This is a genomic window from Rhodococcus ruber (assembly GCF_027270735.1).
GTDB classification, from domain to species: domain Bacteria; phylum Actinomycetota; class Actinomycetes; order Mycobacteriales; family Mycobacteriaceae; genus Rhodococcoides; species Rhodococcoides rubrum_A.
Map to the genome: position 1 here is coordinate 96,799 of NZ_JAPWIJ010000007.1, position 18,640 is coordinate 115,438.

The following is an 18,640-nucleotide window of genomic DNA, read 5'->3' on the forward strand; positions in this document are numbered from 1 at the left end:
TACTCAAGCCTCTACTTCGGATGGATCGGTGCTGGGGGATTGTCCGTTGCCGAACAGTGAGTCCTGCGGGGTCCGATCACGCACGCTGACCATCACGTCTCGGTAGCGCGCGATCACCGGCAGTACCAGTGCGCCGCCGGACACGCAGTGCACCAAGCGAAGTCGATGCAGTAGTGCCAGTGCACGCAGCCGCAGGCCGTCCCGATCGCTTTGCCACTGAGCAGCGAAGGTGCGGCCGAAACGTTCGACGAGATCATCGACGACCGTGGTCAACCAACTGTCCTCGATCAACGGATACAGCTTCTTCTCGTCCACACTGTCGAATGTCGTTGCATCGGAACCGAACCCGAACTCGGCGAGATCACCGAAGATCCCGCCGTCGGGAATGGCACTGTCCACCTGCTCGATCAGGGCGTCACCGTCGGGTAGGGGGTAGGTCGCCAGCGCGGGCGCATCCGGATCGATCACCCGGTCCGAGATCTCGCCGGCGATCAACAACGCGACCTGGGCAATGGTTCCGGTGCTGGGGAAGCGGTGGTCCGACAGCCGACCCGAGGTGTCGATGAGTGCCACCCCCTCGGAACGGCGCTCGGCAACGAGACCGGTCAGCAACTCGACGTCGGCAACAGTGCGCGACGCGGCCAGGGCAGTGCGGCCGTCCGGGTCGAGATCGTCGAGGTAGACGACCGGTTGCTGGACCAACGCTCGGCGTACTGCACGTAGCGTTTCCTTCGGGTCTGCTTCGCGCCCGGAGTCGGTCTGGATCCCGAGCTCGGAATCCTCGGGATCCAACGGGGCATCCGCACCCGCCAGTAATCCACGGATCGATCGCAGATGCTGCACGGCGCGAGGCGGCCGGAACAGAGCGACGACGACAGGCCGGTCGATGTCGTAGAGGGCCTCGCCTGCGGACGGATTGTTCGCCCAACCGGTGGCGTCACCATCGGCCAATGCGATCGCACCGCGGGTCGCAAGCCAGCCGATCGCGTCGACGAATGCGTCTCGGTCGCTGGCTCGGTCGGTCGTCAGCTCCACTCCGTCTACTTGACTTGCTTCTGCCGCAACATGATCGGCAAGCTCGGAGAGGGTGATCTGGTTGCCCGCCCGGCCGAGGGCCGCCAGTGCCAGTGCCAGATACGCGTATCTGCGTCGGTCGAAGATTCGGTCGGTGGCTGTTCGGGCGGGTTGGCTGTCGTCGAGCCGATCGATCACCGGGTACAGACGTGCCGTGGTCTCGGTGACCTCGAGGCGATATCCGAACAGTTCGAGCAGGTCCTCGCGTAACTCGGTGGCCCATCTGCGCAGCAGAGGCAGCGCAATCCTATCGGGATACGTCGTGGTCACCAGGTGATTCGACAGCGCGACCCGGGCGGCCCGCTGGTAGGAATCCAGTGCGAGGGTAGAGATTTCGCGAGCTCTCATCGGCGAGCGACCTCACTGACATCGAGAGACAGGCGGTCCAGATGCAGTCGGCCCCGGCTGGTCCGCACGATCGTCGAACGGTCGCTGTCGCTCAGCGTCAAGCGCACGCCGCTGTCCGATCCGGACGAGTCGGAGGTTCGTCCACTCACCCGTACCCGCGCCGTGAGTGCAGCGTTCAGCAGGCTCAACAGCACCTCGGTTTCCTGCTCGTTCAGAATTCGGTCGTGGATTCCGGCCGACGCAAGCGACTGCGCTGCGGCACTGCGTGATCGCTGCGCGTCGAGTTGCTGCTCCCGAAGCCGTCTGATGCCGCCGTCGTTGCGCTGCACCCGACCCGGAACGCCGGGGGTCGGGGTGCGTCCGGTCTCGGCCAGGGTGCGGGAAATCTCGACCGGTGGAGCCTCCCACCACGATCGGGACGTGGAGATGATGTCGGCATCGGGATGCACTATCGACAGGTGTCTGGGCCTGCCGAGACCGAACACGGCGTGGAACAGGGCGTGCGCGCTGTCCTCGGTAGGCGTGGCAGCGAACCAGCCGGCCAGATGCCGCAGTTGGCTTTCCCTGCTCACGCCACCCCTGCGGGTCTCGGTGACGCGGCGTAGGAGGGACAGCACGGCGGCAATCGCGCTCATCGTGCCTTCGCGGAGTCGCTCGGACTCGCTGAGTTCGGACTCCGCCGCGACGAACCAGTGCGAGAGACCGGCCCAGCGGTCGGTCCAGTCGGCTCGTCGTTCGTCGACGGAGAGAAATACTCGTTCGTCGCTGATCGCAGCGCGCTCGACGAGCTCCTCGATGCCGGTGCTCTCGACGAGCGCGATGGCCTCCGCCAGTTTCGGTGCGTAGCGGGTGAGATCCGAGCTGAACTCGCGCATGTGCGTCAGCAACGCATCCTTGTGGACCAGAAACGACTCGGGAGTGATCTCGGTGGTGCGCACCAGATCGCCCAGCACCAAGTAGAAATGTGCGGCGCGGGTCGCCATCTCCGACAGCGTCGAATCGAGTCTGCTCAGCTTGCGGTAGATGCGATCGCCGTCGGCCTGACGGTTCGCCTCGGCCAGCTCGTGCATGTCGGCCAGCAGCTCGGGCAACACCAGCCGGGACAACGAGGCGTCGTCCAGGCGGGCACCGAGCACGTCCTCGACCGCGCGGTACGCCTTGTAGCCGGCCTGGCCGAACTGGTAGACGAAGTGACGGTTCCGGTATTCGGCGAGGGTCGCCGCGCGGGTGCCGTCGTAGCTGCGCTCGAGCAGGCCCCAGGCGTGGAGCTGATCGAGGAGGGGCGCGATGTCGAGGGTGGTGAGCGTGTCGTGTCGCCCGGGGCTGCGGGCGATGAGGTCGGCCACGTCTCCGGAGTGCAGCAGGACGACGTAGTTGGCTCGTGCGGTGTCGAATGCGCGGAGAACCGCCAGGTACTCGGATCGCTTCTCGGCAACGGCGAACGAGAACAGACCGAGACGGTCCTCCTCCACGAACGCGTTCGCGGCACCCAGCCGTGCGTCCTCACCTGAATCGCTCACTGGAACAGGGTAGGGGGTAGGAGTGGAGCCTGCGGAACGACCCTGGCCACGGGTCTCGGTCGTTCAACCGTGCCGGTTACAGCTCGATGGTCACTTTCCCGTCCACCACAGCGGCGGGGTAGGTGCGCACGGAGTCGATCCCGCTGGGGCACGAGCCGTCGGCGAGCGAGAACGTGTACTGATGGAGCGGGCAGACGACTACAGACCCGTCGATCTGACCGTCCGCGAGTGGCCCGCCCTTGTGTGGGCAGACGGCGTCCATCGCCCGCACCGAGCCGTCACCGAGCAGGAACACCGCCACCTGCTTGCCGTCCACCACGTAGGCGCGTCCCTCACCGGGCGTCAGGTCCTCGACCGCCCCCACCGGCACGCTCATCGGACCGGTACCTGTGGCAGCGGAAGCAGCGGCAGCGACGGGGTGAACTGCGCCGGTGATTTGGGTGCCGCCCGGTCCTGCCACGGGTCGACGTAGCCGTCCACCGATGCCTGCATTCGCTCGTCGAGTCCGGCCACGATGCCGTCACGGTCGTCGATCAGTACGCTCTGCAGTTCTTCCAGGCCGAGGCGCGGAACCCACGCGTACGTTCGCTCTAGCCACTGAGCGTTCTCGCGGTAGTGCTGAATGAACCTGCCTGCCACGGTCAGAACCTCCTCGGCCCCCGTCACGGTGGCCAGTAGATCGCCCTTGCGGATGTGTGCGCCTGCCGCGCCGCCGACGTAGATCTCCCACCTGTCCTCGCCCACCGAAACGACGCCGAAGTCCTTGCACAGTGCCTCCGAACAGTTGCGAGGGCAGCCGGCGACCGCGAGCTTCAATTTCGCCGGAGTCTCCAATCCTTGGAACCGCTCTTCGAGGGCGATACCGAGAGCAGTCGAGTCGCCGAGGCCGAAGCGGCAGAAGTCGCTACCCACGCAGGTCTTCACCGTGCGCATGCTCTTGCCGTACGCGAAGCCCGAGGGCATGTCCAGATCGCCCCACACCTTCGGCAGGTCTTCCTTCTTGATGCCGAGCAGGTCGATGCGCTGTCCGCCGGTCACCTTGACCAGCGGGACGCTGTATTTGTCGGCAACGTCGGCGATCTTGCGCAGCTGATCCGGGGTGGTGACGCCACCCTTCATCTGCGGCACCACCGAGAACGTGCCGTCCCGTTGAATATTGGCGTGCACACGATCGTTGATGAACAACGCGCCGCGCTCGTCCACCCAATCCGGACCCCACACGGTTCGCAGCAGTGACGCCAACGGCATCTTGGCGGCGGCGTCCTCGAGGCCGTTGGTCGCGAGCGCAGTGAACACCTGCGACACTGCCCGCAGATCCTGCGCTCGGACGGCGTCGATCAGTTCCGGCTTCGTCATCGGGATACACGGCACGTACCAGTCGGCGGTGGGGTCTGCTTCGACGGCACCGCCCGCTGCGCACGCGATGATGTCTTTCACCAGCCCCTTGCACGAGCCGCACCCCTTGCCCGCGCGGGTCTTCGCGGTCACGTCGCTCAGATTCTTGGCACCCGCGTGCACGCAGGACACGATGGCACCCTTCGTGACGCCGTTGCAGTTGCACACCTGGACGTCGTCGGCCAATTCGGCGGCTCCTGTTGCCGCAGAGGGAGTTCCCATGTCGAAAAGCATGCTGATGCGCTCGTCGGGCAGTGGCACCTTCTCGTCGAATGCCTGAGTCAGGAAGTTGGCCTTGGAGATGTCGCCCAGCAGGGTGGCACCGACGAGCTTGTTGCCCCGCACGATCACCGATTTGTACGTGCCACTGCGCGGCTCGTAGAACTGGACGAACTCGTCGTCGTCGCGCTCGGGGGCGGTGATCCCCATCGAGGCGACATCGACACCGGCCACCTTGAGCTTGGTCGTCAGACGCGAACCATGGTACGCCGCAGTGGGATTCGCACCCGTGAGCACGTCGGCCAATACGACGGCCTGTTCCCACAGTGGTGCAACGAGACCGTAGACCTCGCCGCGATGTTGGCAACATTCACCGACGGCGTAGATGGAACCTTCGTCCTCGCAACGTAATTGGTCGTCGACCACGATTCCTCGTTCGATCACCAAACCGCCGGCCCGAGCGAAGTCGACACTGGGGCGGATACCGGCGGTGACGACGACCATGTCCGCAGCCAGCGAGGTGCCGTCGTTGAACCCGACGCCGGTGACGACACCGTCCTCGGAACGTAACACCGAGGTGGTTCTCTTCGAGGTGTGCACACCGACCCCGAGCGACTCGATCTTGTTGCGCAGCACTCGTCCACCGCGCTCGTCGAGCTGCTGGTTCATCAAGTGCCCTGGGGAGTGCACCACGTTGACGTCGAGCCCCTGGGTCCGCAGACCGTAGGCGGCTTCGAGTCCGAGGAGTCCGCCGCCGATGACGACAGCGCAGACGTCGTCGCGCGACTCTGCCATCTGCAGCATGCCGTTCGTGTCTGCGATGGTCCGGAAGCCGAACACGCCACGCGCCAGTCTGCCGTCGGATTCGCGGAGACCGTCCATGTTCGGGAAGAACGTGTTGCTTCCTGTTGCGATGATCAACACGTCGTAGTCGACGGACCGACCGCTCTCGCACACCACGGTCTTGGAGAATCGATCCAACGACACGGCACGATCGCCCACGTGCAGTGTCACGCCGTTGTCGCTGTACCAACTCATGGGATTGAGAATCAGATCCTCGTCATCGACGGTGGTCTCACCGGACAGCACGTGCGAGAGCATGATTCGGTTGTAGTTGCCGTACGGCTCGTCGCCGATCATCGTGATCTCGAACAACGAGCTGCCGTCACGCTCGAGGATCTGTTCGACCGTTCTGGCACCGGCCATTCCGTTGCCGATCACCAACAGCCGCTGCTTGCCTGCAGTCATCAGACGAGCACCAGACCGAAATCGACGACGACCTCTCCGGTGGTTCCGGCCGGGGCAGCGACGACCAACTCGAGAACGGTGTCCGGATCGACGTCCTCGACCACACGGAGGGGGATGTTGACCCCGCTCTTGGCTCCCATCGGGAAGATGCGCATCGGGCTACCGTCGCGCAGCAGGGTCACGACCACGAGTTCGTCGCTGGAGTTTCCACCGCGGAAGTACAGCGGTTGAGCCGTCACACCCTCGGGCACGACGAAACTCAGACTGGGATCGATCAACTCGGGCTTGTCCAGGCCGTTGCCGGAGAAGGAGAAGACGCCTTGCAGAAATCGTGGTGTGCTGGCCATACCCACGAGGTTGCGGTGTCGGGGTGACGCCACCGATGCGGTGACGTTACGTCGGCATCAGAAATACCTCACCGAGCCCCGGTTCATCGTGTGCGCTCGGGTCAGAGCCCGAAGTTGCCCGGGCCGCGGCGCCTCAGGTACTTCTCGAACTCGGCTGCGATGGCGTCGCCGTCGATCTTCGCAATCGCGTCGGACATGTCCACCTCGGCATCGCCGCGCTCTTCGAGGCTGCGCACGTATTCGCTGATCTCCTCGTCTTCTTTGGTCATCTCGTTGACCGCTTCTTCCCACTCCTCGGCCTGGGTGGGAAGTTCGCCGAGCGGTACCTCGATGTCGAGCACGTCCTCGACCCGCTGCAGCAATGCAACGGTTGCCTTCGGATTCGGCGGCTGTGAGACGTAGTGGGGCACGGCTGCCCAGAACGACACCGCGGGAACGCCGGCCTTCACGCACTCGTCCTGCAACACGCCGGTGATTCCGGTCGGGCCCTCGTAGCGGGTCTGTTCGAGATTGAACTGTTCGGCCGACTCGGTGCTGTAGGCAGTGCCGGTGACCGGAACGGGCCTGGTGTGCGGGGTGTCGGCAAGAAGTGCTCCCAGAATCACGACGGTCTCGACGCCGAGTTGTTCGACGAACTCGAGCAGGTCGTCGCAGAAGCTGCGCCACCGCATGTTCGGCTCTATGCCGCGCAGCAGCACCACGTCGCGTTCGCTGCCGGGAGGTGAACACACCGACAACCGAGTCGACGGCCACTCGATCTCACGGGTGACACCATCCACCTGCCGCACGGTGGGCCGGTTGACCTGGTAGTCGTAGTAGTCCTCCGAGTCCAGCTCGGCAAGTGGACTGGCATCCCAGATCAGCTCCAGGTGCTCGACGGCACCGCTCGCCGCATCGCCCGCGTCGTTCCAGCCCTCGAAAGCAGCCACCAGGATGGGTGAGCGCAACTCGGGAATGTCCTCGTCGAGATCGTCGAGGTCTGTGGCGTTGGCCACAGCGTCGTGGACGGCCTCGATCAACGCGGCGTCGAGAGGCACAGCCGAGTCGGCACCCGGAATGTCCGTATTTTCGGTAACGTCGTCGTTCGGGGACTGGCCATCGAGGTTTCGGGGACTCACCACGACAGCCTACGACCCGAGGGAACTGCGGTGCCCACTACTCTGTAGTGATGCCCGATCAACACAAGCCCGGTCTGCTCGATGCGATTTCACGTCGCGTTGTCATCGGCGACGGAGCGATGGGCACGATGCTCCAGGACGCCGACCTGACTCTCGACGACTTTCTCGGTCTCGAGGGATGCAATGAAATCCTGAACGCCACCCGGCCCGACGTGCTGCGCGAGATCCACCGTGAGTACTTCGCAGCCGGTGCGGACGCCGTGGAAACGAACACGTTCGGATGCAACCTGCCCAACTTGGCCGATTACGACATCGAGGATCGAATCCGCGAGTTGGCCGAGAAAGGCACCCGGCTCGCACGCGAGACCGCCGACGAAATGGGCCCCGGCCGCGACGGGATGGACCGATACGTCCTGGGTTCGATGGGCCCCGGGACCAAGCTCCCCACACTCGGGCATGCTCCGTTCGCCCGGCTGCGCGACGCGTACACCGAAGCCGCTCTGGGAATGATCGACGGCGGTGCCGATGCCATTCTGGTGGAGACGTGCCAGGACTTGCTTCAGGTCAAGGCCGCGATCATCGGCAGCCAGCACGCGATGGACAGGCTCGGCGTCCGTATTCCGATCATCACCCACGTGACGGTCGAGACGACGGGTGCGATGCTCGTCGGCAGCGAGATCGGTGCAGCACTCACTGCGCTCGAACCGCTCGGTATCGACATGATCGGCCTCAACTGCGCCACCGGTCCGGCCGAGATGAGTGAGCACCTGCGCCATCTGTCCAAGCATTCGCGGTTGCCGGTGTCGGTGATGCCCAATGCCGGTCTGCCGACGTTGGGAGCAAAGGGAGCGGAGTACCCGCTGACCGCACCCGAACTGGCCACGGCGCTGAGCGGTTTCGTCAGCGAGTACGGGCTGGCTCTGGTCGGCGGTTGCTGCGGCACCACCCCCGAGCACATCCGTCAGGTTGCCGACATGGTGCACGGAGCCGCGAAGCTCGAGCGCCGGCCCGCGCCGGAGCCGGGTGTCTCCTCGCTCTACACCGCCGTTCCGTTCGAGCAGGACGCCAGCATCCTGATGATCGGTGAGCGCACCAACTCCAACGGGTCCAAGGCATTTCGCGACGCGATGCTCGCCGAGGACTACGAGAAGTGCCTCGACATCGCCAAGGATCAGACGCGCGACGGTGCCCACATGTTGGACCTCAACGTCGACTACGTCGGGCGCGACGGTGCCGCCGACATGGCGGCGCTCGCAAGCAGATTGGCGACTGCGTCGACGCTGCCGATCATGCTCGACTCCACCGAACCGGCCGTGCTCGAAGCCGGTCTGGAGCATCTCGGCGGCCGTTGTGCCGTCAACTCGGTCAACTACGAGGACGGCGACGGGCCCGATTCGCGGTTCCAGAAGATCATGCGTCTGGTCAAGGAGCACGGTGCCGCCGTCGTTGCTCTGACCATCGACGAAGAGGGACAGGCGCGTACAGCCGAATGGAAGGTGCGTGTCGCAGACCGGTTGATCACCGACATCACCGAGAACTGGGGCCTGCGCCACGAGGACATCATCGTCGACACCCTCACCTTCCCGATTTCCACCGGCCAGGAAGAGGTTCGACGCGACGGCATCGAGACCATCGAGGCGATTCGGCAGCTCAAGGAGAAGTATCCGAAGGTGCACACCACCCTCGGGTTGTCGAACATCTCGTTCGGTCTCAATCCCGCTGCACGCCAGGTGCTGAACTCGGTCTTCCTGCACGAGTGCACCCAAGCCGGCCTCGACACTGCCATCGTGCACGCGTCGAAGATCCTGCCGATGAACAAGATTCCCGACGAGCAGCGCGAGACCGCTCTGGATCTGGTGTACGACCGCCGTCGCGAAGGCTACGACCCGCTGCAGAAGCTGATGCAGCTGTTCGAGGGCGTCTCGGCAGCGTCGGCCCGGGAATCGCGCGCAGAGGAACTGGGTCGTCTGCCACTGTTCGAGCGTCTCGAACGCCGCATCGTCGACGGTGAACGCAACGGCCTCGACGCCGATCTGGATGCAGCGATGACCGAAAAGCCACCGCTGGCGATCATCAACGAGACGTTGCTCTCGGGCATGAAGACCGTGGGCGAGCTGTTCGGTTCCGGCCAGATGCAGCTGCCGTTCGTGCTCGCGTCCGCCGAGGTGATGAAGGCGGCGGTGGCGTATCTGGAGCCGCACATGGAGGCGACCGACGACGACGGCAAGGGTCGCATCGTGCTCGGTACCGTCAAGGGCGATGTCCACGACATCGGAAAGAACCTCGTCGACATCATCCTGAGCAACAACGGTTACGAGGTCGTCAATCTCGGTATCAAGCAGCCGATTTCGACCATTCTCGAAGCCGCGTTGGACAAACGAGCCGACGTGATCGGCATGTCCGGGCTGCTGGTGAAGTCGACGGTGGTCATGAAGGACAACCTGATCGAGCTCAACTCCCGCGGCGTGGCAGAGCAATTCCCGGTTCTGCTCGGCGGTGCTGCGTTGACGCGGTCGTACGTCGAGAACGATCTGCAGGATGTGTACGAGGGTGACGTCCACTATGCGCGCGACGCATTCGAGGGCCTGCGTTTGATGGACACCATCATGACCACCAAACGCGGTGGCGGGCCGGCCCCCGACAGTCCGGAGGCACTCGAGGCGAAAGCCAAGGCCGCCGAGCGCAAGGAACGCCACGAGCGGTCCAAGCGCATCGCAGAGAAGCGCAAGGCTGCAGAGGCACCGGTCGTCGTGCCCGAACGATCCGATGTCGCGGCCGATATCGACATTCCGGTTCCGCCGTTCTGGGGTACCCGCATCGTCCGAGGCGTGTCCTTGGCCGATTACTCGGGTCTGCTCGACGAGCGTGCACTGTTCCTCGGGCAATGGGGCCTGCGCGGTGCTCGCAAGGGCGAAGGTGCCACCTACGAGGACCTGGTGGAATCGGAAGGCAAACCGCGCCTGCGGTACTGGCTGGATCGCCTGAGCACCGACGGCATACTCGCACACGCTGCACTGGTGTACGGGTACTTCCCGGCGGTCTCCGAGGGGGACGACGTCGTCGTGCTCACCGAGCCCGAACCCGATGCACCCGAACGCTTCCGATTCACGTTCCCCCGTCAGCACCGCGACCGATTCCTCTGCATCTCGGACTTCGTTCGGTCCCGTTCGGCTGCACGAGAATCCGGCCAGGTCGACGTCCTGCCGATGAACCTGGTGACAATGGGCCAGCCCATCGCGGACTTCGCGAACGAGCTGTTCGCTGCCGATGCGTACCGCGACTATCTCGAGGTGCACGGAATCGGTGTCCAGCTCACCGAGGCGTTGGCCGAATACTGGCATCGCCGAGTGCGCGAGGAACTGAAACTGTCCGACGGTAAATCGGTTGCTGCGGAGGATCCCACCGAAGCCGAGGGTTACTTCAAACTCGAATATCGTGGTGCCCGTTATTCGTTCGGCTACGGTGCGTGCCCCGATCTGGAAGACCGGATCAAACTCGCCGCACTTCTCGAACCCGAGCGAATCGGTGTGAAGCTCTCCGAGGAATTGCAGCTGCACCCCGAACAGTCGACCGATGCGTTCGTACTTCACCACCCGGAGGCCAAGTACTTCAATGTCTAGAACCCACCTACACGGTGTCCTGTGGGACATGGACGGCACACTGCTCGATTCCGAGAAGATCTGGGACGTCGCGATCGGTGAGTACTCACGAAATCTCGGGACGGAACTCAGCGCAGAAGTGCGCGAGAGCACCCTCGGAAATTCCATGTGGGACGCACTGCGCAAGGTCCTGGCACACGCATCGGTCGAGGTCACCGACGAGCACCTGAACGAGGGTCGGGAGTGGCTGACGGCCCGTGTCGGAGACCTGTTCGCCGAGGGCATTCCCTGGCGGCCCGGTGCCAAGGATGCGCTCGCTCTGGTGCGCGAGATGGGTCTGTCCACCGGGCTCGTCACCAATACCGAGCGCGGGCTGGTCGAGCGAGCTCTGGACACGTTGGGCCGCGAATACTTCGACATCACCGTCACCGGCGACGAGGTGGAGGTCGGTAAACCGCATCCAGCGCCGTACCTTCGCGGTGCCGCGCTGCTCGGCGTGGACGCTGGAGCCTGCCTCGCGGTCGAGGACTCGCCTACGGGCTCACTGTCCGCGCACACTGCAGGATGCCCCGTGCTGGTGGTTCCCTCCGAGATCGCCGTGCCGCCGGCTCCTGGGTACACCATTCGTGACGGTCTTGTCGGTCTCACCGCCGACGACGTCCGGCGAGCCTGGGCAGCCTGATTCCTCGAATCTCGACCGAATTGATTCCGCTGGATACCGACGTGAAAGAATACGAATCCGTGAAGACTTTCGATTCCCTGTTCGCCGAGCTCACCGACCGCGCGAAGACCCGCCCGGAGGGCTCGGGCACCGTCGCAGCGTTGGATGCGGGAGTCCATTTTCAGGGTAAGAAGGTTCTCGAAGAAGCGGGCGAAGTGTGGATCGCGGCCGAGCACGAAAGCGACGAGGCGCTCGCCGAGGAAATCTCGCAGCTGTTGTACTGGGTCCAGGTGATGATGGTGGGCAAGGGCATCGAGCTCGAGGACGTCTACCGACATCTGTGAGTCGAGGACCCGCACGTCTCCCACGAACTCACCGAAGAAGGAAAACTCCATGCTGCGCGTAGCCGTACCCAACAAGGGCGCTCTCTCCGAGTCCGCCGCAGAGATTCTCAGCGAGGCCGGCTATCGGCGCCGAAGCGACTCGAAGGACCTGACGGTTCTCGATCCGGCGAACGGCGTCGAGTTCTTCTTCCTCCGCCCCAAGGACATTGCGATCTACGTCGGATCCGGCCAGTTGGATCTGGGCATCACCGGCCGCGACCTGGCCCTCGATTCGGGTGCTGCCGTCGAAGAACGCCTGGCGCTCGGATTCGGCCGCTCGACGTTCCGCTACGCGGCGCCCGCGGGCAAGGAATGGGCACCCGAGGACTTGGGCGGACTACGCATCGCGACGTCCTACCCCAACCTGGTGCGCGCTGACTTGGCCCAGCGGGGGTTGGAGGCCACGGTCATCCGCCTCGACGGTGCGGTCGAGATCTCCATCCAGCTCGGGGTCGCAGACGCCATTGCCGATGTCGTCGAATCGGGCCGATCATTGCGCCAGAACAACCTGGTGGCCTTCGGTGAATCGCTCTGCGATTCGGAGGGCGTACTCATCGAACGCGCAGGCACCCCGGGTACCGATTCCGCGCGCAAGCAGCTCATCGCCCGCGTGCAGGGCGTCGTCTTCGCACAGCAGTACCTGATGCTCGATTACGACTGCCCCAAGTCGATTCTCGACGAGGCCGTCAAGATCACCCCGGGCATCGAGTCACCCACGTTGGCGCCGATGGTCGACGACAACTGGGTTGCCGTGCGCGCCATGGTTTCTCGCAAAGTTCACAACAACGTCATGGACGAGCTCGCCGAGTTGGGGGCAAAAGCTATCCTGGCGTCCGATATCAGGTCGTGCCGCGCCTTCTAGATCCGGCGGGCTCAACAGGAGGACGCATGACATCCGATACCTCCGACGAGAGCCTGGCGCGACTGGCCAGAGCGGTGTTCGACGCTCAGCCGTTCACCCGACTGCTCGGCGCAGAACTCGTCTCCACCGACGGTGGGATCGTCGAGGTTCGGCTTCGTAACCGGCCCGAGCTCCAACAGCAACACGGCTTCGTGCACGGTGGCGTCATCAGCTATCTCGCCGACAATGCCGTGACCTTCGCCGGTGGAATTGTGCTCGGCGGTGACGCAGTGACGGCGCACTGCACCACGAACTTTGCGAGGCCTGCAACCGGTGAGTATCTGATCGCTCGCGCACACGCGGTGTCCACGACCCGAAACCAGGCCATCTGCCACTGCACCGTGTACTCGTCCGACGGCGAGATCGAACGGATCGTGGCAGTGGCCCAAGGCACCGTCGTCAGGGCACACACGTCCTGACGGTCGTCAGTTGCGACGCCGAACCAGGACCGTCTGCGCGATTCGGCCGACCGGACCCAGTTCGTCGCTGAGAGTGCCCGCGCACATTGCGATACCGTCAGGTCCGGTTGAGGTCTCGGCCGAAACTCCGACCCAGTCACCCTGAGGCACTCGAAACACGTGCACCGTCAGGTCGGTGTTCAAGAAGGTCCATTCGTCGATCGGAAGCTTCGCGCCGATTCCGTTCGCGATATCCGCAATCGAGAACAATCGCTCCAGCGCGGTCATCGATTCACCTTGTACGAGAACAGGTTTGGGCCTGGCCCAGATCTCACCCGGCCCCTCGGCTCCGAGCCCGGTGAGAATCTTGAACTCGACGGCGTCGAGATAGCCCGACGACCACGTGCCCCCGAAGGTGTAGTCGACCCCGTCTGCGACCGACTTCATCACCGGGTCGCCGACGTGTTCGGCGTCCTCGGTCGGTGTGGTGCGCATACGCCACGCGCTGCCGCGAGCCACCGCACGAGCAGTGCCCGACGAACTTTCCGCCCACAATTCGGCGACGACGAGTTCGACATTGCCCCCGGGCCGTTCCGTCCATGCCCGAATCTCGATGTCTCCGACCGGAACCGGACCGAGTATGTCGACCGCGACTCGACTGATACGGGTGTCCTCCCGCGCGTCGACACGCTCGAGCGCACGGACCAGCAGAGCGGACGGCGGTGCCCCGTGCTGCATCGTCGGTGCCCACAGACTGACGGTGTTCTCGGTGGCCGTGACCTTCTCGAAGCCGTGCTTGCTGACACCTGCGGGAACGAAGAAGGCGTCCGGCAGTGCCTTCGCGGTGAGGGTCACAGTTCGGGCTCCGTCTGTTCCGATGCGGCCTGCGGCCAACCCGGGTACGGCGGGGGAGTACCGCCGAACTCGGGGCACAGGGCCTGGTGGTCGCACCACTTGCACAGTGCGCCTTTCTTGGCGCGGAAGTCACCTGTCTCACCTGCAGCCAGAATCGCTTTCCAGATGGCAGACAGCATGCGCTCGAACCTGCGCAGCTCGTCCTCGTCGGGGGCGTAGGTCAGTTCCTGCTTGTCGGCCAGGTACATCAATTTGAGCTGCGCGGGCACGATTCCGCGCATTCGCATGATCATCAAGGCGTAGAACTTCATCTGGAACAGGGCCTTGGATTCGGTGAACTCGCGCGGTGCCCGACCGGTCTTGTAGTCGACGACTCGAATCATGCCGTTGGGTGCGACATCGATTCGATCGATGAATCCCCGCAGCGGCGTGCCGTCGTCCAGATCTATCTCCACCCGTTGCTCGCAGGACTCGGGCTCGAAGTGAGTGGGGTCCTCGAGTTCGTAGTATCCGTCGACCAGAGCGCGAGCGCGGTCGAGAAATGCCGTCCGCTCGTCGACCGGAACCAACGACTCGATGTCGGGTGACTGGGCCACCACCCGCTCCCAGGCCGGATCGACGAGGTTGCGCGCAGTCGTCGGCACTCGGTCCTGCGCGGGCAGCGCGTACAGAGCCTCCAGTGCGGCGTGCACCACAGTTCCTTTGACCTGAGCTTCGGTGGAGACCTCGGGAATGCGGTCGATCGCGCGAAAGCGGTAGAGCAGTGGACACTGTTTGAAATCGCCTGCGCGAGAAGGCGACAACGCCGGCGTGCTGCGGGGGCTCGGCGCCGACAGTGGCGGTCTCGCACTGTCGCCGAGGTCGAGTAGTGGCAAGTCGATGGGGGTCGACACGGAAATACTCACGACTGCGAGACTATGCCGCTGGTCCGACATCTTCGGTCAAGGCCGTAGTCTGGCACGTCGAGTCGTCCCCGACGCCTGTCCGTTCCGGTCGGTCGTCGAACCGAACAACGAAAGCAGGTTCCGCTGTGTCCACCGGTGATTCCGCGTCCGCGTCGACCGACGGGGCCGAGGTTGACGCGCTCGTCGACGTCCCGGTTCCGAGTGCGGACGACGTGGTCACCGCCACGGTCGACGAGATCGAGCTCGACCAGGTCCCGGCTGCGGACGAGAACGCCGTCGCACCCGTTCCGACCGGACCCGCCCGCAGTGGGCCGTTCCGGGTCGGAGATCGAGTGCAGCTCACCGACGGTAAGGGCAGGCACTACACGGTGGTGCTCGAGGCCGGCAAGGAATTCCATACCCACCGAGGTGGAATCACTCACGACAAGTTGCTCGGAGCCGACGAGGGCAGCGTCGTCACCTCTGTCAACGGCACGCCGTACCTTGCGCTTCGACCGCTGTTGACCGACTACGTGCTGTCGATGCCACGTGGCGCGCAGGTCATCTACCCCAAGGATGCAGCACAGATCGTCCACGAGGGTGACATGTTCCCCGGAGCCCGCGTACTCGAGGCCGGTGCCGGATCGGGCGCGCTGACGTGCTCGCTGCTGCGTGCGGTCGGTACGGCAGGAACGGTCATCTCATACGAGATCCGCCAGGACCATGCCGACTACGCGATCAAGAACGTCGAGACGTTCTTCGGCGAGCGGCCGTCGAACTGGCACCTGACGGTGGCCGACGTGGATCAGTTCGGTGTCGATCGACCTGGAGAGCAGGTGGATCGGGTGGTTCTCGACATGCTGGCTCCCTGGGACGCACTGCCCGCCGTGTCGAGGGCTCTCGTTCCGGGCGGAGTGCTGCTGGTCTATGTCGCCACGGTGACGCAGCTGTCCAAGGTCGTCGAAGCTCTACGCGCACAGGAATGCTGGACCGAACCCCGTTCGTGGGAGTCGATGGTCCGGGGTTGGCACGTCGTGGGACTGGCGGTTCGGCCCGAGCATCGAATGCAGGGGCATACGGCGTTCCTCGTGAGTGTTCGACGCCTCGCCGAGGGCACAGTCACACCCAAGCCGCAGCGTCGGTCCGGCAAGGGCTGATCGATCGAGGCACCACTCGACTGTCGGGGCCGGACTTCAGGCGCAGGGCGCTTGCCCCATCGCGAGAATCTGGCAGGTGCTGGCGTCGGAGAGCTTCCACTTGCCGTCGATCAGGACCCAGGTCTGCGGTGAGGGTGCCGCCGTTCCTCGCGGGGTGGCTATCGCTACGTCGGCTGTGGACGTCTCGCCCTCGACGGTCGGCTCGGCAACCTCGAAGGTGATCGCGCCGTAGTTCGCCAGAGCGGCGGTCATGGTGTCGAGGTTCGTCAGACGCGCCTGACCGTTCTCGACCGCGGCCGCTTTGGTCGCCGCGTCGACGTTCGGTGCCACCAGCTGCAGCAGTGAGGCTTCGAGTTCATCGGCAGTCGGTGCCGCGACAGCAGGCACGTCGGTCGTGGTCCCGACGGAATTCGTGGCCGACGTCGAATTGTGATCGGCGTGATCGGATTCATCTGCGGTGCTGCACGCAGCCACCGACATCGCCGCCGCCGTGAGTGCGACGCTCGCCGAGAATATGCGCATCTTCACTGGTGAAGCCCCTGTTTCCGTAGTCCGTCCACTGCTTGGTCAGGTGAGGCTAACATGACCCCGGCCGGGGTCGGGGTGCTGTCGAGGCATGCTGCAGGCACGCCCGATCGTGGTGTCGGTCCGCACATTCGGGCCGGTGCCGGTAGCGTTGATAGATCGTCACTGGGAGGAGTCGCTCATGAGCTCAACAGACAATCCGGATGTGGCCGCGGCCAGAGCCGAACTGGACGCCGTGCGAGCCGAAGCTGCTTCACTGCGCCGTCAACTGGGGGAGTCCCCCGAACAGGTACGCGAACTCGAAGGCCGTGTCGATTCGCTCTCGCTCCGCAATACCAAGCTGATGGACACCCTCAAAGAGGCCCGACAACAGCTCATTGCGCTCCGGGAGGAAGTCGACCGACTCGGCCAACCGCCGAGCGGTTACGGCGTTCTGCTGAGCGTGTTCGACGATGGGACGGTCGATGTGTTCACGTCCGGCCGAAAGATGCGCCTCACGTGCTCGCCCAACATCGAGGCCGACTCGCTTGCGCCGGGCCAGACCGTGCGGCTGAACGAGGCATTGACCATCGTCGAGGCCTGCACCTTCGACCAGGTCGGTGAGATCAGCACTCTGCGTGAGCTTCTGGGCGACGGATCGAGGGCCCTCGTCGTCGGTCATGCCGACGAGGAGCGCGTCGTGTGGCTGGCCAAGCCGCTGATCGACATGGTCAACGACGACGGACCCATCGACCCCGACGAGCCCTCACGCAAACTGCGTCCCGGCGATTCGCTACTGGTCGACACCAAGGCCGGCTATGCCTTCGAGCGCGTGCCGAAGGCGGAGGTCGAGGATCTGGTCCTCGAGGAGGTTCCGGACGTCGGTTACGAGGACATCGGTGGTCTCGGTCGGCAGATCGAGCAGATCCGCGATGCAGTCGAGCTGCCGTTTCTCCACAAGGACCTGTTCCGTGAGTATTCGCTTCGCCCACCCAAGGGTGTGCTGCTGTACGGCCCTCCCGGATGCGGAAAGACGTTGATCGCCAAGGCGGTTGCCAACTCGTTGGCCAAGAAGATCGCCGAGGCCCGCGGGCAGGACGCCAGGGAGGCCAAGTCGTTCTTCCTCAACATCAAGGGCCCCGAACTGCTCAACAAGTTCGTCGGCGAAACCGAGCGTCACATCCGCATGATCTTCCAGCGTGCACGCGAGAAGGCGTCCGAGGGCACCCCGGTCATCGTGTTCTTCGACGAGATGGACTCCATCTTCCGTACCCGCGGTTCGGGAGTCTCGTCCGACGTCGAAACGACGGTGGTTCCGCAGCTGCTCGCCGAGATCGACGGTGTGGAGGGGCTCGAGAACGTCATCGTGATCGGTGCCTCCAACCGTGAGGACATGATCGACCCCGCGATCCTGCGGCCCGGCCGCCTGGACGTGAAGATCAAGATCGAGCGACCCGACGCCGAATCGGCCCAGGACATCTTCTCGAAGTACCTGACCGACTCACTGCCGGTCAATGCCGACGATGTCGCCGAATTCGGTGGTGACCGCGCGGCCTGCATCCGAGGGATGATCGACCGGGTCGTCGAGCGCATGTACGCCGAGAGCGACGACAACCGCTTCCTCGAAGTGACATATGCCAACGGCGACAAGGAAGTTCTGTACTTCAAGGACTTCAACTCCGGTGCCATGATTCAGAACATCGTGGACCGCGCGAAGAAGTACGCCATCAAGTCGGTTCTCGAAACCGGCAACGCCGGTTTGAGGATCCAGCATCTCTTCGACTCCATCGTCGACGAGTTCGCCGAGAACGAAGATCTGCCGAACACCACCAATCCCGACGACTGGGCTCGAATCTCCGGTAAGAAGGGCGAGCGAATCGTTTACATCCGCACCTTGGTCACCGGTAAGAATGCCAGCGCGAGCCGGGCAATCGACACCGAGGCCAACACCGGCCAGTACCTGTAGATCCGGCACAGAGCGGTATCGGGGCGCGTCCACACAGGGCGCGCCCCGATCTGTGTCTGCGTG

General features: G+C 64.3%; 16 protein-coding genes. 7 read left to right on the top strand and 9 right to left on the bottom strand.

All coding sequences use genetic code 11. The annotated features are described in order from the left end of the window. Positions 1 to 3 precede the first annotated feature (3 nt). The 6 genes from O4220_RS17510 to O4220_RS17535 form a co-directional block, all read right to left on the bottom strand. Positions 4 to 1,422 (bottom strand): TIGR02678 family protein, encoded by a 1,419-nt coding sequence (locus O4220_RS17510; protein ID WP_269606503.1) that lies wholly within the window; start codon positions 1,420 to 1,422, stop codon positions 4 to 6. Beyond that, the gene (locus O4220_RS17515; RefSeq protein WP_332112843.1) at positions 1,419 to 2,894 is read right to left on the bottom strand and encodes a TIGR02677 family protein; all 1,476 of its coding nucleotides are present in this window, start codon (positions 2,892 to 2,894) and stop codon (positions 1,419 to 1,421) included. Before O4220_RS17515 ends, O4220_RS17510 begins: the two co-directional genes overlap by 4 nt. Before the next feature lie 124 nt (positions 2,895 to 3,018). Further along, positions 3,019 to 3,318, bottom strand: a complete 300-nt coding sequence (locus tag O4220_RS17520) for a Rieske (2Fe-2S) protein (RefSeq protein WP_269606507.1) — start codon at positions 3,316 to 3,318, stop codon at positions 3,019 to 3,021. Then, positions 3,315 to 5,804, bottom strand: coding sequence for a nitrite reductase large subunit NirB (gene nirB, locus O4220_RS17525; RefSeq protein WP_269606509.1), 2,490 nt, complete (start codon positions 5,802 to 5,804; stop codon positions 3,315 to 3,317). Before nirB ends, O4220_RS17520 begins: the two co-directional genes overlap by 4 nt. Further along, positions 5,804 to 6,151, bottom strand: coding sequence for a hypothetical protein (locus O4220_RS17530; protein WP_032377878.1), 348 nt, complete (start codon positions 6,149 to 6,151; stop codon positions 5,804 to 5,806). The genes nirB and O4220_RS17530 overlap by 1 nt, the downstream gene beginning before the upstream one ends. A 101-nt stretch (positions 6,152 to 6,252) precedes the next feature. Next, the gene (locus tag O4220_RS17535; RefSeq protein WP_052065140.1) at positions 6,253 to 7,167 is read right to left on the bottom strand and encodes a PAC2 family protein; all 915 of its coding nucleotides are present in this window, start codon (positions 7,165 to 7,167) and stop codon (positions 6,253 to 6,255) included. 152 nt (positions 7,168 to 7,319) lie between these two features. On the opposite strand from O4220_RS17535, the gene metH reads away from it, so the two are divergent. From metH to O4220_RS17560, 5 genes are read left to right on the top strand one after another with little or no spacing between them, the layout of a single operon-like run. Further along, entirely contained in the window at positions 7,320 to 10,889 is a 3,570-nt protein-coding gene (gene metH, locus O4220_RS17540; protein WP_269606513.1) for a methionine synthase, read from the top strand. Continuing rightward, positions 10,882 to 11,550, top strand: coding sequence for an HAD family hydrolase (locus O4220_RS17545; RefSeq protein ID WP_269606515.1), 669 nt, complete (start codon positions 10,882 to 10,884; stop codon positions 11,548 to 11,550). Before metH ends, O4220_RS17545 begins: the two co-directional genes overlap by 8 nt. A gap of 59 nt (positions 11,551 to 11,609) precedes the next feature. Continuing rightward, positions 11,610 to 11,873, top strand: coding sequence for a phosphoribosyl-ATP diphosphatase (locus tag O4220_RS17550; protein ID WP_420030414.1), 264 nt, complete (start codon positions 11,610 to 11,612; stop codon positions 11,871 to 11,873). Between the two features lie 49 nt (positions 11,874 to 11,922). After that, the gene (gene hisG, locus O4220_RS17555) at positions 11,923 to 12,774 is read left to right on the top strand and encodes an ATP phosphoribosyltransferase (RefSeq protein WP_032377881.1); all 852 of its coding nucleotides are present in this window, start codon (positions 11,923 to 11,925) and stop codon (positions 12,772 to 12,774) included. Positions 12,775 to 12,800: 26 nt separating this feature from the next. After that, positions 12,801 to 13,232 carry a PaaI family thioesterase gene (locus tag O4220_RS17560; protein ID WP_269606520.1) on the top strand — a complete coding sequence of 144 codons (432 nt, stop codon included), beginning with the start codon at positions 12,801 to 12,803 and terminating at the stop codon, positions 13,230 to 13,232. Positions 13,233 to 13,238: 6 nt separating this feature from the next. On the opposite strand, the gene O4220_RS17565 is transcribed toward O4220_RS17560, so the two are convergent. After that, positions 13,239 to 14,066: a thioesterase family protein gene (locus tag O4220_RS17565; RefSeq protein WP_420030415.1), complete on the bottom strand. Its 828-nt coding sequence runs from the start codon at positions 14,064 to 14,066 to the stop codon at positions 13,239 to 13,241. Next, positions 14,063 to 14,902 (bottom strand): RecB family exonuclease, encoded by an 840-nt coding sequence (locus O4220_RS17570; RefSeq protein WP_269606962.1) that lies wholly within the window; start codon positions 14,900 to 14,902, stop codon positions 14,063 to 14,065. Before O4220_RS17570 ends, O4220_RS17565 begins: the two co-directional genes overlap by 4 nt. A gap of 305 nt (positions 14,903 to 15,207) precedes the next feature. On the opposite strand from O4220_RS17570, the gene O4220_RS17575 reads away from it, so the two are divergent. Continuing rightward, positions 15,208 to 16,107 (top strand): tRNA (adenine-N1)-methyltransferase, encoded by a 900-nt coding sequence (locus tag O4220_RS17575; protein ID WP_269606964.1) that lies wholly within the window; start codon positions 15,208 to 15,210, stop codon positions 16,105 to 16,107. Positions 16,108 to 16,143: 36 nt separating this feature from the next. Here the strand turns inward: O4220_RS17575 and O4220_RS17580 are convergent, their stop codons facing one another. Next, on the bottom strand, positions 16,144 to 16,629 hold the full coding sequence (locus O4220_RS17580) for a hypothetical protein (protein ID WP_269606966.1): 486 nt from the start codon (positions 16,627 to 16,629) through the stop codon (positions 16,144 to 16,146). A 184-nt stretch (positions 16,630 to 16,813) separates the two neighbouring features. Between O4220_RS17580 and arc the strand changes: the two genes are divergently transcribed. Continuing rightward, a complete protein-coding gene (gene arc / locus O4220_RS17585) occupies positions 16,814 to 18,577 on the top strand; it encodes a proteasome ATPase (protein WP_269606522.1) in 1,764 nt (587 codons plus the stop codon). The last annotated feature ends 63 nt before the right edge of the window (positions 18,578 to 18,640 follow it).

Excerpts from the sequence above, each read along its gene's own strand:
- O4220_RS17510 (WP_269606503.1), bottom strand. The coding sequence starts at position 1,422 with ATGAGAGCTCGCGAAATCTCTACCCTCGCACTGGATTCCTACCAGCGG.
- O4220_RS17520 (WP_269606507.1), bottom strand. The coding sequence starts at position 3,318 with ATGAGCGTGCCGGTGGGGGCGGTCGAGGACCTGACGCCCGGTGAGGGA.
- nirB (WP_269606509.1), bottom strand. The coding sequence starts at position 5,804 with ATGACTGCAGGCAAGCAGCGGCTGTTGGTGATCGGCAACGGAATGGCC.
- O4220_RS17530 (WP_032377878.1), bottom strand. The coding sequence starts at position 6,151 with ATGGCCAGCACACCACGATTTCTGCAAGGCGTCTTCTCCTTCTCCGGC.
- metH (WP_269606513.1), top strand. The coding sequence starts at position 7,320 with ATGCCCGATCAACACAAGCCCGGTCTGCTCGATGCGATTTCACGTCGC.
- O4220_RS17545 (WP_269606515.1), top strand. The coding sequence starts at position 10,882 with ATGTCTAGAACCCACCTACACGGTGTCCTGTGGGACATGGACGGCACA.
- hisG (WP_032377881.1), top strand. The coding sequence starts at position 11,923 with ATGCTGCGCGTAGCCGTACCCAACAAGGGCGCTCTCTCCGAGTCCGCC.
- O4220_RS17560 (WP_269606520.1), top strand. The coding sequence starts at position 12,801 with ATGACATCCGATACCTCCGACGAGAGCCTGGCGCGACTGGCCAGAGCG.
- O4220_RS17580 (WP_269606966.1), bottom strand. The coding sequence starts at position 16,629 with ATGCGCATATTCTCGGCGAGCGTCGCACTCACGGCGGCGGCGATGTCG.
- arc (WP_269606522.1), top strand. The coding sequence starts at position 16,814 with ATGAGCTCAACAGACAATCCGGATGTGGCCGCGGCCAGAGCCGAACTG.